Origin of the sequence: Thalassolituus sp. UBA6592 (assembly GCF_002433655.1) — a bacterium.
Lineage (GTDB): Bacteria > Pseudomonadota > Gammaproteobacteria > Pseudomonadales > Oceanobacteraceae > Venatoribacter.
Genome location: NZ_DJIO01000119.1, coordinates 1 through 17,767 on the forward strand (window position 1 = coordinate 1; position 17,767 = coordinate 17,767).

General features: G+C 52.3%; 9 protein-coding genes. 3 read left to right on the plus strand and 6 right to left on the minus strand.

The genetic code is table 11. The annotated features are described in order from the left end of the window. Positions 1–228: 228 nt before the first annotated feature. Both B2Z72_RS11300 and B2Z72_RS11305 read left to right on the plus strand, forming a co-directional pair. Positions 229–1,842, plus strand: a complete 1,614-nt coding sequence (locus B2Z72_RS11300; protein WP_296981338.1) for an FAD-dependent oxidoreductase — start codon at positions 229–231, stop codon at positions 1,840–1,842. Positions 1,843–1,876: 34 nt separating this feature from the next. After that, complete coding sequence (locus B2Z72_RS11305) at positions 1,877–3,535, plus strand: acetolactate synthase large subunit (RefSeq protein WP_297004841.1); 1,659 nt, start codon at positions 1,877–1,879, stop codon at positions 3,533–3,535. Between the two features lie 122 nt (positions 3,536–3,657). Here the strand turns inward: B2Z72_RS11305 and B2Z72_RS11310 are convergent, their stop codons facing one another. The 4 genes from B2Z72_RS11310 to putP all read right to left on the minus strand — a co-directional run bounded on the left by B2Z72_RS11310 (position 3,658) and on the right by putP (position 12,732). Then, positions 3,658–4,008: a hypothetical protein gene (locus tag B2Z72_RS11310; protein ID WP_296981365.1), complete on the minus strand. Its 351-nt coding sequence runs from the start codon at positions 4,006–4,008 to the stop codon at positions 3,658–3,660. A 582-nt stretch (positions 4,009–4,590) separates the two neighbouring features. Then, entirely contained in the window at positions 4,591–7,332 is a 2,742-nt protein-coding gene (locus tag B2Z72_RS11315; protein WP_296981342.1) for a DEAD/DEAH box helicase family protein, read from the minus strand. Positions 7,333–7,465: 133 nt separating this feature from the next. Beyond that, a complete protein-coding gene (gene putA / locus B2Z72_RS11320) occupies positions 7,466–11,143 on the minus strand; it encodes a bifunctional proline dehydrogenase/L-glutamate gamma-semialdehyde dehydrogenase PutA (RefSeq protein ID WP_296981343.1) in 3,678 nt (1,225 codons plus the stop codon). Between the two features lie 125 nt (positions 11,144–11,268). Beyond that, entirely contained in the window at positions 11,269–12,732 is a 1,464-nt protein-coding gene (putP, locus tag B2Z72_RS11325; protein ID WP_296981367.1) for a sodium/proline symporter PutP, read from the minus strand. 917 nt (positions 12,733–13,649) lie between these two features. On the opposite strand from putP, the gene B2Z72_RS11330 reads away from it, so the two are divergent. Beyond that, positions 13,650–14,123 (plus strand): Lrp/AsnC family transcriptional regulator, encoded by a 474-nt coding sequence (locus tag B2Z72_RS11330; RefSeq protein ID WP_296981345.1) that lies wholly within the window; start codon positions 13,650–13,652, stop codon positions 14,121–14,123. Positions 14,124–14,130: 7 nt separating this feature from the next. Here the strand turns inward: B2Z72_RS11330 and B2Z72_RS11335 are convergent, their stop codons facing one another. Next, positions 14,131–15,009, minus strand: a complete 879-nt coding sequence (locus B2Z72_RS11335; protein WP_296981348.1) for a transglutaminase family protein — start codon at positions 15,007–15,009, stop codon at positions 14,131–14,133. Then, positions 15,009–17,684, minus strand: coding sequence for a circularly permuted type 2 ATP-grasp protein (locus B2Z72_RS11340; RefSeq protein WP_297004843.1), 2,676 nt, complete (start codon positions 17,682–17,684; stop codon positions 15,009–15,011). The genes B2Z72_RS11335 and B2Z72_RS11340 overlap by 1 nt, the downstream gene beginning before the upstream one ends. Positions 17,685–17,767 lie beyond the last annotated feature (83 nt).

Here is a 17,767-nt window from a genome sequence, read left to right on the forward strand (position 1 = left end):
GGAGGTAGCCCGTCCGGCGAGAGGGGTAACGCCCCTCTATGAGGACAAGGGGCCTGACATTTTTCGAAAATGCTTGAATAGAAATTTGTGGGACAGTAGTGCAGGCCAGCGTCCTTTTTGACCGCGATGGCCTCCGCGGTCAATCACTGCGACCTTTAAGGTCAATTATCCCGCTCACAGACAGGCTATCTTGCTGTTCTAATAATAAATAATCTGTCTGAGCTGCTCATGAGCAAACACATTTCGTCCGATGTACTCATCATCGGTGGAGGAATCGCCGGCATCGTCACTGCTGTGGAACTGCTGCGCGCCGGTAAAAGTGTCACCCTGGTTGACCGCGATAGCGAGGAACGCTTTGGCGGCCTTGCGCTCTGGGCTTTTGGCGGTATGGCCCTTATCGGCACGCCACTGCAGAAAAAAATGGGCATTCCGGATTCGCCGGAGCGCGCCCTGAAAGACTGGATTAGTTTTGGTGAGCTGGACACCAGCGACGAACACTCGCTCGCCTGGGCCAGATATTACGTACACAACTCCAGAAGCGAAGTGCACGACTGGCTGCTTGGCGAAGGCATTAAGTTTATGCCGGCGGTTAACTGGGTAGAACGTGGTATGAACGGCGATGGCAACAGCGTGCCGCGCTATCATATTGTTTACGGTACCTCCCGTGAACTGACGCGTACCATGATTGCTGCCATGCACGCCGCCAACAAAAACAATCAGCTGACTCTGCTGCACAGCCACAGTATTACCGCGCTGGAGCAATGCGGTGAAACCATTACCGGTGCAGTGGGTTGCGATGATAAGAACGGGGAAGAAATCCGCTTTACCGCGGAGACCGTAGTGGTTGCCACCGGGGGGATTAATGGCAACCACCGGCAGACGCGGGCCAACTGGCCCGCGGATCGGCCGCTTCCGCAAACCATGCTCAATGGTGCGCATCCGCTGGCTGATGGCAATATGCATCATCATGTCGCTGAAACGCTTGGCGGGCATATCGTTAACGCCGGTGAAATGTGGAATTACGCCGCCGGTTTCCGCCACCCGTATCCTCATTTTGACGGTCATGGTTTATCCACCATTCCATGTAAATCCGCCCTCTGGCTGGACCACAAAGGCCAACGCATCGGACCAGAACCTCTGGTAACCGGCTTTGATACCCACTGGCTGTGCCAGCGCGTCGCCGAACAGGAAAAACCCTGGACATGGCACCTGCTTAACTGGCGTATCGCTGCCAAAGAATTCGCCATTTCCGGTGCCGAACACAATCAGCGCATACGTGATAAACAATTCCTGCGCTTTGTCTTTGAAACCCTGACCGGCAACCATCGCCTGATTAAACAAATGGCCAGTGAGAGTGATGATTTTATTGTTGCGGATTCACTGGCTGAGCTGGCGGATAAAATGAATGCCCTGACCTGTTCACTGGATATTGATCCGGCGGTACTGCAGGCCACCGCCGATCGCTTTGATGATAATTTTTCAGCCGGCAACAAATTAACAAATGATGATCAGATCCGCCGGATTCTGCACGCACGCCAATGGGGGCCTGATCGTCTGCGCACCTGTAAACCAGCACCGTTACAGAAGAAAGGAGCCGGACCTTTTATTGCCATCCGCATGCAATTAATTACCCGCAAGAGTCTTGGCGGTCTGCGTACCGATTTAAAAAGCCGGGTACTGGGTAACGAAAACAAGCCGGTTAAAGGTTTATATTGTGTTGGAGAAGCCGCCGGATTTGGTGGTGGCGGCAGCAACGGCAAACGTTCACTGGAAGGTACTTTTTTACCCGGCTGCATTCTGACAGCCCGGGCAGCGGCTAAATCCATTATTGCTGGTGAATAACAGCACAACGATTTTTTGAGCGAGGACAATAACAATGCCAAACGGCGCACAAGCTCTGATGAAAACCCTGGCGGATGCCGGTATCGACGTCTGTTTTACTAACCCGGGCACCAGCGAAATGCACTTTGTTGCCGCGCTCGACAGCGAACCGCGCATGCGCGCTGTGCTGGCACTGTTCGAAGGCGTTGCCACCGGTGCCGCCGACGGCTATGCCCGTATGGCGGATAAACCCGCCGCCACCCTGCTCCATCTCGGTTGTGGTCTGGGTAACGGCCTGGCCAACCTGCACAACGCGCGCAAAGGCAAAGTGCCGGTAGTGAATATTGTCGGTGATCACGCCACCTATCATGTGAAATACGATGCTCAGCTGCAGTCTGATATCGAAACCGTGGCCCGCAACGTATCGCCGGGCTTTGTCCGTACTTCGCAAAAAACCGAAGAGCTGTGTAAAGACGCCGCTGATGCCATCACCGCAGCCCGTGGTCTGCCGGGTCAGGTCGCTACCTTAATTCTGCCTGCGGATGTTTCCTGGGGTGAAAATGGCCAGCCCTGTGTCGTGCCACCACAGCCAGTCCAGCCAGTTGCCGACGATGCTGTGGTTAAAGCCATCGCCGAGGCAGTGCAGTCCGGTAAAAAAACCGCCATTTTATTGGGTGGTCAGGCCCTGCGTGAAGCCAGCCTGCTGCCTGCGGCTAACATTGCCGCCACCTGTGGCGTAAAACTGTTTGCCGAAACCTTCCCGACGCGCATTGAACGCGGCGCAGGACTGCCACCGGTAGAACGTATCGCGTATTTAGCCGAGTTAGCCGGCGTACAGCTGGCCGATGTTGAGCATCTGATTCTGGTCGATTGCAAAGCACCGGTATCCTTTTTTGCTTACCCGGGTAAACAGAGTTATCTCGCGCCGGAAAGCTGTACTGTGCACACCCTGTCATCACCTGAGCAGGACGCCGCCGCCAGTCTGCATAAACTTGCGCAGGTATTGCACGCCGACAGTGCAACGCCGGCGCTGCAACAGCCGCAACGCCCTGATGCTCCCCGTGGTCGCCTGACAGCACCTAAGGTCTGTAAAGCCATCGGCCATTATCTGCCGGAAAATGCCATTATCGTTGATGAATCCATTACCTCCGGCCTGATGTTGAATGCGCTGACGGAAGGCGCTCCCCGCCACGATATGATCACTCTGACCGGTGGTGCCATCGGGCAGGGGCTTCCGAATGCCATAGGTGCAGCCATCGCCTGCCCCGACCGTCCGGTATTCGCTTTAATCGGCGACGGTACGTCCATGTACACCATTCAGTCACTGTGGACCATGGCACGGGAACAGCTGAATGTGACGTCCATTATTTTTAATAATGCATCCTACTCGGTACTGAATATTGAACTGGAACGCGTGGGCGCGGAATCGGTGGGCAGTAAAGCCAAATCGCAGCTGGATCTGAACAGGCCGGTACTGAACTTTGCACAGCTGGCTCAGGGAATGGGAGTGCATGCTGTGAGGGTTTCAACGGCGGAAGAGCTGAATAAAGCGCTGGAATACGCTCAGAGTCACCCGGGACCACATCTGATTGAAGCCATGGTTCCGGAATCCATGAATGGCGTTAAACGTAAAATTCTGCCATGGATTTTACGTTCGCTGCCGAACCTGCCATTGCCGGTTACCCGGGCTCTGAAGAAAAAGATAGCGCCTTAATCGCTCAGGTCACTGTTACCGCAACACGACACAACACAATACAATACAACACGACACAGCACACCGTGCGCAGCTGGATGTTAACCGCGCACGGTGTCTGCTTTCCAGTCGGCTGTCATTCATCAATCATCAGTGGATGGAGATGACAAACGCTCCTTTGCCCGTACAATACCGCCACTCCACTTTTCGCCGGAGTTGGTCAGAATGGTCTGAAAGCGGGAAAAGATATCGTCCAGAACATCATCGTTATTTTCCCGGCTGAGCAGCCGGTATTGCAGTTCACGCTGCAGGTCCGACAGTTCATAAAAGATCGTTCGTTCATGGATCCATAATTCATCCGCTTTACGGATACCTTCAAAAGAAGCCACAAAGCCTGCTATGGCACCCAATGCCAGGATAGTGGCATTGAAGGTAGTGGAATACTCAGGGTAATAGAGCGCCATACCGGACAGAATGGAGAGCATTGCGGTCAGAAAAAAGACCCATAACGCAGGCTGCGGTGCAGGTTTTTGTGTTTATCTGAATCCCGTTTGAAGTCGGTAATCTTCTTCTCTATCTCATCTGAGACGAATTTTTCCCTTTCGCTGGTCATGTATTTCTCCGCTACAACGGGTACAGACAGGCAGCGCCTGTTGAACCCACCCGTACTGAATTCGTTGCTGGCCTGTTGATTAATCATTTGTGGATTGCTGTTTAACTACAGCCCTGAATCTGTGCATTTCGTCCTGGTTAAGACGTCAAAGTATCAGGAGAGTCCGACAAATTAGTGAAGATTACACAATCAGGCAAGATGCGCCAGCAGAATTATTCTGTCTTAACCATAAATGGCCGACAAAGGCGTTCAGTTCAAACAGGAAAAAACCAGCCCGAACAAGCAAGTACCAAGAAACAAGCAAGTACAAAGAAGCGAGAAAATAAAAAGAAACGAGAATATAGAAAGAAACGGGAAAACTTAACGGATTAGAACAGCCGGGCAACGAAAGAAAAGCCTGAAGCTGTCATTTCCAAGCGCCTTATTCAGGTATTAATTTCTCCCGGCATACCGGCTCAGTAAGTCACTGCCACTTATCCAGCCGTTTAATTTCTTTTTCAAACACCGACGAGAATGACTGGACCCGGGCTTTTAACAGAACTTCCCGCCCTTCGGCTGAGCGTGTATAGATCAGCTCCGACGGACTGACATACTTATTCCAGGCCTTACAGAAGATTGCCGCCAGATCTTTTTTAACAGCGAACTTCGCCGGGACAGCATGGTAATCCTGACGTTTTTTACGCAGAAACGTACCGTCCCTGCGTAACAGATATCTGGGGTTTTCCAATGGCGACAGAACTTCAGCCATGCAATCCGCAAACAGCGAAGATTCGTAAAACGTGGAGCCAGCCAATGCTACGTTAAAACCACCAGATTCGAGGATTTCTACCGTCACTTTCATATGGCGTGTGGATGTTGTGATCAGGCCGGCTTCGGCCAGGGCCTCAGTCACTGCTCTGCCGATATATTTAAGCGCACCATCAACCGGCAAATGGCGATACAACACCCTGATCATGGCAATGGTTTTCGGCAGGCGGTACAACAACCCTGCCGTAACACCAATCACAAACAACCAAAAAATCGTAAACCCTGAGCCAGAAGCAATCAGCGTCGCGTAAAACAACACAGTGGTCACCACAGCCATAATCTGCGTAACCAGATGGGCAAAAGAATGGCGCAGTATCATTCCGCGTAAGCGCGGCATGCGTTCGACTTTGACTGATGGTATCACCCTGGCACTGTCATCCAGTGTCAGTGCATTCTTCCAGCGCCAATATATCTCATTAATATTCCGCAGTCGTCCGTGCATTTCGCGATTATAGATTTCAATGGGATCTTCTTTCATTCCGCCCGTCATCCATGGATCAGGCAAATTCAATCGCTCGAAACCACTTTCAATGGTCCGCTTGTTTTCAGACACCCCGACAAAGGTATCAAAGCGTCGGGGGAGATCATAATAATCGCTCCAGCCAGAAAACGATTTACGATTAACAGCAAACAGATGCCAGATACTGCTGACCTTACGTTCTACCTGTTTATCGATACGGATGGCACGGCCACGCATCTGATTGGTCAACATAAACGAGCCAACGGAACTGGCCAGAATCAGGGAGTTAATTGCCGGCGCATCCCAGCCCTCGCCTAACAGCGAGCGCGTTCCGACCAGCACCTTGAGTTCGCCGGCCATTAATAACTGTGTAAAAGCGGATGTCAGCTCATTCAGCGGTGCAATGACTTTATGGTAAACATCGTCCTGGCCCATTGGCTCTGTACGGACGTTATCGGTTTCCATTGCGGCCAGCAGCAGAGGCAGTTTGCCGGTCGGAATAATCGACAGACGTCCGGTTAACAGACCAACCTGATTATGAATGGGAGAGAAAGATGTGATCTCGCGGAATACCGGCCAGGCACCGAGATTAATCTCTCCGGTATCCAGCCCTGACAGCAGTTCTTCGTCGCGGATATAGTCGGTTAGCACAACCTGTCGCAGAGATGCGCCACGCTGTGCATATTCAAGCTCATGGATGATAGCGCAGGCCTGAACCTTCGAGGCACTGAGCGACAGGGAGCGTTCCGCCCGCCGCGAGCGTTCCAGTGACAGCTCCTTTTTATACAATAATTCGCTGCTTTTAAGCTGTTTTTTTAACTGCGCAATAAACTGCTGTTGCTCTTCCGTATACGTGCGCTTGGGAGCAAACAGCAGTGCTTCGGTTAACAGCTGCCACCAATGACGTCCGAGTTCAGGAATATCCTCAATTGCCATATCGAGAAACTGCATCAGTGACACAGGCTTTGGTAATCCCTTTGCTTTACTGAACACCAGCAGAGCAATGGCGGTTTCCGGCGATTTAACAATTTCCGCTTCCCGCCCCTCAGGGTTAAGCCAGGGATGCGTTGCCACCAGAGAGACAAAATCATCACTGTTAAACAAGGTGTCGCACAGCGTCATGACTCTGTTGTCGTATTCCTCGATCTGACGCTTTTCTGTAACCGTCGCATCACAGGCCCAGATAAAATCCTGATGCGCACACAAGGTACCGGTTTTAACCAGCTCAGGGACAGATATCTCTTCATCAATCGGGCCACACAGCTGTTCATAACGCGCCCATTCCATGCCCTGAGCATCATACGGCGGCGTTGCCGTGAGCGACACCAGAACGATGTCCGGAAAATGCTCACAAACTTTTTCCAGCGCCCGCCACCATTCGGACCTGAGATGATGCGCTTCATCGAGAATAAGAACCTGAAAATGGTTCTCTTCAATCATGCGGATAAAACTGTTTACTTCTTCCTGCGCCAGTTCACCAACATCCGCTGAAGCAGTATCTTCGTCCGCTTCCGCTGCAAAAATATCATCCGCCTGTCCATCTTCCCCGTCGTCTTCAGAGTCAGTAGCATTTCCGCTGTATTTACTTTCCTGTTTCAGCTCTTCAGAAAATTTTGCATGCAGTGCCTGATAGGTAATTGAGGTCAGAATGCCAGGGGCATGAACACTGTTACTGATCCAGCTAAGGCCTGCTACATCGGGTACGAAATCCTTCAGCCGTTCCAGCCACTGATCGCGGATAATACGGGTAGGCGACAGAACAAGTGCCGGCTTGCCCAGCATTCTGAATATTTCCAGCCCCAGAGTCGTTTTTCCGGCTCCGGGAGCGGCAACAATATGAAGTCGTTTATCGTCTAAATGATCATGAACTGCGCCCAATACCCGGGCCTGATACGGCCGCCACGGATGACGGAACTGCATGGAATCAAATGGCTGCACTGCGCTATCTTTCCTGATGGTGGAGAACGTTCCCTGTTCGCCGATAGTACCACCATAACTCAGAGGTAAAAGCGCTTTCCTGCGATTCAGTGAGCTATGTCCGTTTAAGACTGTACAGAAAAGAAACGGGAAATTACTCCGACGCCGCAATCAGGCTGGCATTGCCACCGGCCGCAGTTGTATCAATGCACAGATGACGTTCAATCTGATAACGCTCATGCTGCAGCATTTCGCTGATCAGCGGAACCAGAATCCCCTGTCTTGAGGATAACGCTTTACGGTAATCCGACAGGCACTGTGCATCAGCACAACTGATGACAGCAGCAAAGTTACGGCATGCCGTCAGTGCTTCGCTTTCAACCACGCCATTTAAAGCGACCAAAGGCAGAGCACTGCTGTTTAAAGCCTTAAGTACATCGTCAGCACCGGTAGCCACCATCACCGCCTGATTACCATTAGCCAGCGCCATGGCAGCCTGCTTCATCGCTGTCATGGCATCCGGCCCCAGACACAATACAACGCCACGGGCATGCACTGACAAGCGATTACTCTCACCTGTTGGTCCGGGCATGATTGTGACATCGCTGACGTTATCCACATCCGCATATCGGGCCGGTAAATGAAGTTCATCCAGAAGCGCCTGTGCTGCTGCCTTCGGCGCTGGCTTTTTAACCGCTACCTGATCGATGGCTGACTGCAGTGCATCACTGCCAATAACATGGGCCGGCTTCTCAAGGTTTTCGTTCTGTACACGCCTGTCGCGCATAAAGCGCTTCAGGTAAGCAGGACCACCGGCTTTCGGACCAGTGCCCGATAAGCCTTCGCCGCCGAACGGTTGTGAACCGACGATGGCACCAATCTGGTTACGGTTAACGTAGGTGTTGCCCACGTGAATCTGACGGGTGACAGATTCAATGCGGGTATCCATTCGGGTATGCAGACCAAATGTCAGACCGTGACCACGGGCATTAATATCACGGATTACTTCATTCACTTCTGTCGCGCGGAAAGTTGCCACGTGCAATACCGGACCAAAAATTTCTTCCGGCATTTCCTCAATGCCTTTTACGCGGATAACCGCCGGCGCGACAAAGCGGCCGCTTGTTGGTACGTCCAGCTTTTTGGTTAACTGGCCACGGATAGCAAACTCGTTGCAGTAATTTTCAATTTTCTGTTTCGCTGCGTCGTCAATCACCGGACCAATATCGGTAGTCAGCTGCCACGGGTTACCGGGCTGCAGCTGATCCATGGCACCGTACAGCATAGTCAGCAGATTATCGGCAATGTCTTCCTGTACATACAGAATACGCAAGGCGGAACAACGCTGACCGGCACTCTGAAACGCTGACGCCAGTACATCCCGTACAACCTGCTCCGGCAAAGCAGTAGAGTCTGCCAGCATGGCATTTAAACCACCGGTCTCGGCGATCAAAGGCGCGTCAGCTGCCATATGGTCAGCCATCATTCGGTTGATGCGCATCGCTGTTTGCGTCGATCCGGTAAAGCACACGCCATCAATACGCCCGTCGGCGGTTAATGGTCCTCCGACTTTCGCACCGCTGCCCGGCAGAAGCTGTACCACATCTTCAGGGACGCCTGCCTGATGCATTAATTCAGTCGCTCTGGCGGCAATTAATGGTGTCTGATCAGCGGGTTTTGCCAGCACACTGTTACCGGCAGCCAGAGCTGCAAAGATCTGTCCGCTGAAAATAGCCAAAGGAAAATTCCATGGCGAAATACAGGTGATCACACCCCGGGCAGACAGATACTCTGCTTCGGCACTCTGTTCAAACTGACGCAGCTGTTGGGCATAGTAGCGGGCAAAGTCCACGGCTTCGCGGATTTCACCCACGGCATCGGCCAATGTTTTTCCTGCTTCCCGGGTGGCCAGAGCAAACAGCTCCATACTGTGCTCTTCATACAGATCCGCAATGCGTTCAATAATCTCAGCGCGTTCTTGCGTCGGTGTTGCCGACCAGACTGAAAAGCCCTCCTGAGCGGCCACGATGGCCCGTTTAATATCGGCAACGGACGCACTGATTACAGTGCCGACGACATCATCCGGACATGCAGGATTAACCAGTGTCGTGGTCTCATCCCCCTGATATCGGCCTCCGGCAATCATCGGGCTAGCGCGCCATTTATGCGTGCGAAAGACCGCACGCTGTTGTTCGATCATTGCCACGTCGTGGATATTGGTTATATCAAAGCCTTTAGCATTTCTGCGTGCTTCTCCATAGAGCTCTGGTGGACGTGCAATTGCCCGACTGGCGAGTACACCGTGTTCTTCAACAAAAGAAAAAGGATCACGGGCAATGGTTTCCGGGGCAATTTTTTCATCAACAATCTGATTTACAAACGAGCTGTTGGCGCCATTCTCCAACAGGCGACGCACCAGGTAAGCCAATAAATCTTTGTGCTGCCCAACCGGAGCATAAATGCGACAGCGTGTCTTTTCCTGACGATGTACCATATCGTGCAGAGATTCACCCATGCCGTGCAGGCGCTGAAATTCGAAAGCCTTGTTATCCAGCCCTTCGGCCATGGTCAGGACTGCGGCAATAGAGTGCGCATTATGGGTAGCGAACTGCGGATAAATACGATCCGTTTTCGCCAATAATTTTTCCGCACAACATAAATAAGAAATATCGGAATGCACTTTACGGGTATACACCGGGAAGCCGTCCAGCCCTAACGTCTGCGCCCGTTTAATTTCTGCATCCCAGTAGGCACCCTTAACCAGTCGCACCATAATCCGGCGGTCCAGTTGCTGTGCCAGTTCATACAGCCAGTCAATCACAAACGCGGTGCGCTGACCAAAAGCCTGGACGACAACACCAAAGCCATCCCAGCCTTTAAGTTGTGGATCCGCTAAGACGGCTTTAATCACATCAAGTGACAGATCCAGCCGGTCAGCTTCTTCGGCATCAATATTAAAGCCCATATTGGCTTTTGCTGCCTGGCGGGCAAGTACCAGCGTGCGCTCGGTCAGTTCATGCATTACCCGCTCACGTTTGGCAAATTCATAGCGCGGATGCAGAGCTGACAGCTTGACGGAAATTCCCGGATTATCAGCAATACGCTTATGCACACAGAGTGGACTTAAGGCTGCAATCGCATGGGCATAATGCTTCAGATATTCTTCTGCATCCGCTGCGGTACGTGCAGCTTCACCCAACATGTCATACGAATAGGTGTAACCTTCGGCCTCCAGCTTTTTTGCCCTTTTGGTTGCCTCCTGAATATCCCGGCCCAGGACGAACTGACGGCCCAGTTCTTTCATTGCCTGTCCCACGGCTGTGCGCACTACAGGTTCACCAAGGCGTTTCACCATGCCACGTAAGGTGACCGACATGCCCTCTTCCCCCGCCGGAGCAATCAGCTTACCGGTCAGCATCAGCGCCCAGGTCGAGGTATTAACCAGCGACGATGCCGACTTGCCTATGTGTTGCCGCCATTCACCAAAAGCGACTTTATCTTCAATCAGGTCATCCATGGTCGTGGAGTCCGGCACCCGCAAAAGTGCTTCCGCCAGACACATCAGCGCCACGCCTTCTTTTGTCGACAGGCCGTATTCAGCGAGAAAATTTTCCATCATGCTGGGGCGGCTTTCGGCGCGAACCCGGCGTACCAGATCAGCCGCTTTGTGCGATGCCTGCTGCCGGGCATCACGACTGAAACCTGACGCACAGATAAGGTTTTTTAATACCGCGTCTTCATCAGCCAGATAATGACGGCGGATATTTTCCCGTAGCTGATCAAGCTGCTGCTCAGCGGAGGATATGGTCTGCGGTTCAGAAATTGCTGTCATGGTTATCTCCCGTACAGTGCGCCGCCACTGGCAGGCACTGCCTTCTTATTACCAGTCGCTGCAACACTGTCAAAGTAAGCTGATTTACCCTGAATGCTGCAGCACAGAATATTTTTCAGCAGAAATCAGCTGCGCACTTCAGTGACGACATCATCAAACTGCTGCTGAATGCGTTCATCAGGCTCTGATGTTGAAAGCGTTGCAAAAACCACAGCAACCGTCGCCGCTACCATGCCCGGAATAATCTCATACAGGTCGAACAACCCACCTTCGAGCTGCTTCCAGATCACAACCGTGACACCACCAACCACAATACCCGCCAGTGCGCCCCAGCGATTCATGCGCTTCCAGTACAGACTCATCACCAGCGCCGGACCAAAAGCAGCACCAAAGCCTGCCCAGGCATACGACACCAGAGACAGCACGCCGGAGTTTTCATCCAGTGCCAGCAGTGTGGCAATTACCGCAATCACGATCACCGCAACGCGGCCAACCAATACCAGCTTTTCAGGAGTGGCATCCTTATGAAACAGCGCTTTATAAAAATCTTCTGCCAGCGCCGAGGAAGACACCAGCAATTGTGAATCTGCGGTACTCATGACCGCCGCCAGAATAGCTGCCAGCAGAATACCGGCAACGACCGGATGAAACAGCGCATCGACCATCACCATAAATACCGTTTCGTTGTCGCCCAGTCCGGTTTTCAGATAGGCAATGGCAAACAGACCAATTAATACAGAACCCGCCATGGACAGGCCACTCCAGGCCACGGCAATACGCCGTGCTGTGGGCACATGGTCTTTACTGCTGATACCTTTAAAGCGTGCCAGAATATGCGGCTGGCCAAAGTAGCCAAGCCCCCAACCCAGTAACGACAGGGTACCGATCAGGCTGATGGTCGTGCCATCGGCATTGGTGAACATATCCAGTAATTCCGGATTTTTTGCCTCGATAGCGGCAAAGGTATCGCTGACACCGAGATCACTGACCACCACAACCGGTACGATCAGCAGCGCCCCTGCCATTAATAAACCCTGAACCACATCAGTCCAGGATACTGCAAGGAAACCGCCGAATAAGGTATAGGAAATCACCGCCAGCGAACCGATCACTACGGCAACCTGATAATCAATACCGAATACGGTGTTAAATAATTTTCCGCCCGCCACCAGGCCAGAGCTGGTATAAAACAAAAAGAAAACAAGAATAAAAAAAGCGGACACCACACGCAGCGCATGGGATTTATCATCAAAGCGGTTTTCAAAGAACGCCGGAAGGGTCAGAGCATCATTGGCGCGGTGGGAATACGTACGCAGACGTTGTGCCACAATCAGCCAGTTAAGCCAGGTGCCGACCAACAGTCCTCCCGCCAGCCAGAATGCGCCATAACCTGCGCTCATCGCAAAGCCAGGCAATCCCAACAGCAGCCAGCCACTCATATCAGATGCACCGGCACTGAGCGCACTGGGCACAGGCCCCAGATTGCGCCCGCCAAGCACATAATCTGACAGGTCCTGTGTGCGCCGGTAAGCGACCAGACCAATAACCAGCATCAGCCCCAGATACAGAATAAATGTAAGTGTCACCATCATATGCAGTCTCCCTTTCCCCGGACAAAATTACGGCTCAGCCGCTTTCGTTCACTGACACAGAAAGCCAGCGCAAAGGTTCAGGTACTGCTGCAGCGATTCAGCGCATCGCCCACCCTGATACGTTTTTTACGTTGTGTGGAATTCTGTTTCAGCAAACGTTGTAAAGTTCATATTTTTCAGCTCTGTGACAGGTTAAAGCAGCAATCTCAGTCTTAATGACCAAATGTCATATATAGATAGTCGATTGAATTAAGTTATAGCGCATCAGGAGTCAAATAGCCTATAGCACTGATAAGCGAGTAATTTCTGCGCTGAACATCAAACAAAGACGGCTGTTGACCACACACATAACGTTAAGCCAAAACCGATACAATCCCTGTTAAATAAACAACAGGTATTACAAGGTCATTTATGAAACCAATATTCAGGCGCAAAAACAGTTCCAGTTATTCTTAATTTGTCTTAATTGAAATACAAACCAAACCCAGGGCTAATAATAACTGCGCACAAAATTACACTGAACAACATCATTCACGACGAGAATTTCACTCATCAAATATCAGCAACTGGCTAACAGTCTGATATTTATGAATTTTTATTCCATAAATATCAGTTCAAATACGTTTAAAGACTATTACTTTTAGTCAGTGCTTAAAGCAATACGCTGCACAAAAACCATAATCACTGGCAGCAAGCAGGTGTTAACAGAAAAAGATACGCATCCACAGGATATTTATACTCAGACTGACAGGCTATCTGACTGGAAAATCATAATCAGGCACGGTATTTTGACTGTGTCACGGCTATTCATCAGGAAATATTCCTCAATTAAGAGAAATACCCACATCTGCTGTTTGGCAGTCATTTCTGTTGCCGGAAGCACTCACTCACGAATACTGAGCGGAGGTATCACTTTGGAAAATCTGGATAAACTTGATCTGGCGATTCTGCAGGAATTACAGTGCGACGGGCGCGTTACTGTTACTGAGCTGGCATCCCGTGTAGGTCTGTCGAAAACCCCCTGTCAGATCCGTATGAAGCGTCTGGAAGATCAGGGCTATATTCTCGGCTATATCGCTCTGGTTGATCAGAAGAAAATCGGCAGCCACCATGTCGCGTTTGTTCAGGTATCCCTGTCCGATACCCGTACCCGGGCATTAACCGCCTTTAATGATGCGGCGCGCCAGATTCCGGAAGTTGAGCAATGCCATATGACGGCAGCGAATTTTGATTATCTGCTGAAAATACGCACATCCGATCTGGATGCGTACCGTGCAGTGCTGGGAGAAAAGATTTCCAACCTGCCCTACGTGACCCAGACCAGTACCTTTGTCGCCATGGAAGGCGTTAAAGATATTGAGTCACGGGTGCAGTATGCAGCAGGCTGAATCTGAGCTAGATGCGCATAACGTCGACAGACACTTTTAACAGCGGCTGATCGCCACCACCAAAGATAACGCCACACAGCGGTGTGACATCAAAATAATCACGCCCCCAGGCAGTGATAATGTGCTGCTCGCCGGCGATGCAGTTATTAGTGGGGTCATACTCAAACCAGCCCTCACCGGGCGCAAAAACGGATAACCAGGCGTGACTGGCATCAGAACCAACCAGTTTTTCCTGGCCCGGTGGCGGCAGGGTTTCCAGATAGCCGGAAACGTATTTGGCGGCAAAGCCCAGTGCCCGCAAACAACCGATCTGTACGTGGGCGAAATCCTGACAAACACCTGCCCGGGTACGCATCACTTCATCAATCGGGGTCGCCACTGTGGTGGCTGCCGGTGAATATTTAAAATCGCGGAAAATAGCGCTGGTCAGATCCTGTACTGCCGTCATCAGCGGCTTATCGTCGGTAAAATACGGCGCAGCATAATCACGCAGTTCATCACTGACTTTTACCATGGGCGAATCGAGCAGAAATTCCCGTGCCAGCAGAGTATTAGCATCATTGGACGACACCATCATCTCCCGCGCCTGACCGCAGGTAACACCCAGCTCGAGGTCGATCACACTGCCCTGACGGCGGGTTTCAACATCGGAGGTGGATACGATTTTCAGCACCTTGTGCGGCTGATGAATTTCAAAATGATGCGCCCAGTTGCCGTAATAATCTTCGCGGCGCACGTTAAAAGTGGTACCGGGTAAAATATCCAGTTGCGTACTGATGCATTGCTGACGCTTGCAGTTACGCGGCATCAGATGTGCCATGTTGTAGCAGTGTGAGACGCGGCCCGGATACTGATATTCGGTGATATGTTTGATTCGGTAGCGCATCAGAGCATCTCCATCGAATTGCGCACCAGCTGTTGCGATGCTTCACGATGATCAAAGTATTTATCGGTAATCTGATCACTCAGTCCGGCCATCAGCTGGTGACACTCTTCCATCGCCTCATGCAGCTTATCACGTTGCGGGGCTGCTTCAGGTAATGGCGGCATGGTTTGCTGTTGTACCTGTTGTTGTACCTGTTGTCCGCCCTGCTGTTGGCCATTCGGCCCCTGCGTCTGTTGTACAGCCTGAGGCTGAATACCGTCCGGCTGAGCACCTGGCATGGCGTCTGCCGCAGCAGTCTTAGGTTTGCCCTCTCGGCTGAGCTCTTTCAGCGGCGTCAGTTTAATCAGTACCTCAGCGCGCATCAGGGTGCGTTCTTCTTCGGTCAGCTCATGCAGCACAGTGTTCGGTTTAGGCAGTGCTTTTAAATGATCAGCAATGGTTTCCAGCTGATACATCAGTGAACGCGGATTGCTTTTATCGAGCAGAATCAGGTCCAGACTGGTCTGTACACTCATGCGGCCACGGTAGCGGCGGCGATAGCTGATCAGGGTTTCCAGTGTCAGCAGCAGAGATTCCGCCAGACGGTTCTGGTCGGTCTCGTTCACTACCGGTACCAGCAGACCACTGACGGCTTTATTGATCTGCTGGGCACGCTCCAGACGGCGTCCAAGCTCCATAAAGCGCCAGCCAAAGCTGCGGTTCATACTTTCCTGGGTCAGACCGGCAAACGCCATCAGTGCCGTAACCAGTGGGTCCAGCACCTCTTCCGGTGCGGAACGCAGGCTGTTATTAAGATCATTTGGCAGTTTGACCAGGGCATCACGGATGTCGTTAATGATGCGGAACGTATCCGACGACAACAGCTCTTTTGCCTGATCAGCGCAGAACAGCATGGAATTCAGATTGCTGGCGATACTGTTGCTCAGAGTGCCATTCTGCACCCAGCGCTCCAGCTGCTGCTCCGGTGTCACCTGTTCGTCCGGCAGCAGGATGGCAATCTCCTGCAGTGCCGCCAGCAGGTGTTCTTTCACCAGTGCTGTGGCCGGGGATTCACTGCTGAACTGCATAAAGGTGGTACGCAGAATACGCAGCGTACATTCGGCACGCTCGGCGTAACGTCCCATCCAGAACAGGTTTTCCACCACCCGGCTTGGCAGGCTGACAGATTCGGCTTCGCGGGTTGCCACCTGATCTTCGGCGTGTTCACTGCTGAGCAGACGCTCAGGCTCAGAATCCACCACCCAGGTGTCTTTACTGCGAGCGCCGGCCTGGTTGGCAATAACAAAACTGTTTTCATCTGCGCCGGAACGGGTCAGACCGCCAGGCATCAGTGTGTAGGATTCGGCAGACGCTACAGCGAAGGTACGCAGCACCGCAGGTCGTGGTGCCAGCTGCTGATTTTCCAGTGACGGCAGATGACCGGCACGCACGAACGGCTGCGCAATAAACTGCAGCGGATCGCGCTCAATCTGATTAGCCAGCTGTGCCAGAGCAGTATCGTCAAGCTCACAGGCACGCACACTGGCTTCGCCCGGTTTACGGTAAACCGGCTTGATAATCAGGTCTTTCAGGTTAGCGAGCACATACTCTTTGTCGGCGGTATCGCCACACCACCAGGTCTGTACCGATGGCAGACGCAGCTCGCGGCCCAGCAGAGCTTTAGAAATCTCAGGCAGATACTTAAGGAACACCGGGTTTTCGATCACCCCGGAACCCAGCGGGTTAGCCACCACCAGATTACCGGCGCGCACCACTTCCAGCAGACCCGGAACCCCAAGACGGGAGTCTGCGCGCAGCTCAACCGGATCACAGAACCAGTCATCCACACGACGCAGCAGCACGTCGACGCGCTTCAGACCATCCAGGGATTTCATCCACAGGCGACCATTGCGCACCATCAGGTCGTCACTCTGAACCAGAGGAAAACCCAGGTAATTCGCCATATAGGCGTGTTCAAAATAGGTTTCGTTGTGCGGACCTGGGGTCAGCAGCGCCACCCGTGCCTGAGCCGGATCCGGCGACAGACTGAGCAGCTTAGCGCGCAGACGCTGAAAGAAAGCCGACAGCCGGTGCACATGACTGTCACGGAACAGACTGGGGAAAACCCGCGACATAACCGTACGGTTTTCCAGCGCATAGCCAGCACCGGATGGTGATTGGGTACGGTCACCCAACACCATAAAGTCGCCGTTGGCGTCGCGGATAAGATCCACGGCATGCAGAATCAGGTCGTGATCACCAGGTAACTGGATGCCATGGCAGGCGCGCAGAAAACCACGGTGGCAGAACAGCGCTTCCGGCGGAATCACGCCGGTGCGGATCAGTGAGCGCTCACCATAAATGTCGCGCAACAGCAGATTGAGCAGTTCCGAGCGTTCCAGCAGTCCGCTTTCAACGCCGGCCCAGTCTTCACTGCCGATCACATTCGGCACCAGATCCAGATTCCAGGTGGTGGACTGCTGGTTCAGGTCGCCGTAAATATTATAGGTAGCACCGTCGTCACGCAGAATACGCAGCGCTTTCTGCTGGCGGTCGTTCATATCCTCCAGCCCGTACAGGCTGTCGAGGATACCCAACCAATGAGGACGCAGTGCACCCTCGGCTGTCAGCATATCATCGTGACGGCCATCGGCCGGCGGGTATAGCCATTCAGGCCGCAATTCGCTGCTATTCATTTCCGCTATTCATTGTTTTTTGCCTGTTCCGGGTGTCCTCTGTGCTGCCGCAGCAGCACAGATTAAGAAACACCCCTGAAGAA

What these genes read in the sequence shown, in the direction of transcription:
- B2Z72_RS11300 (WP_296981338.1), top strand. Translation starts at nt 229, where the DNA reads ATGAGCAAACACATTTCGTCCGATGTACTCATCATCGGTGGAGGAATC.
- B2Z72_RS11305 (WP_297004841.1), top strand. Translation starts at nt 1,877, where the DNA reads ATGCCAAACGGCGCACAAGCTCTGATGAAAACCCTGGCGGATGCCGGT.
- putA (WP_296981343.1), bottom strand. Translation starts at nt 11,143, where the DNA reads ATGACAGCAATTTCTGAACCGCAGACCATATCCTCCGCTGAGCAGCAG.
- putP (WP_296981367.1), bottom strand. Translation starts at nt 12,732, where the DNA reads ATGGTGACACTTACATTTATTCTGTATCTGGGGCTGATGCTGGTTATT.
- B2Z72_RS11335 (WP_296981348.1), bottom strand. Translation starts at nt 15,009, where the DNA reads ATGCGCTACCGAATCAAACATATCACCGAATATCAGTATCCGGGCCGC.
- B2Z72_RS11340 (WP_297004843.1), bottom strand. Translation starts at nt 17,684, where the DNA reads ATGAATAGCAGCGAATTGCGGCCTGAATGGCTATACCCGCCGGCCGAT.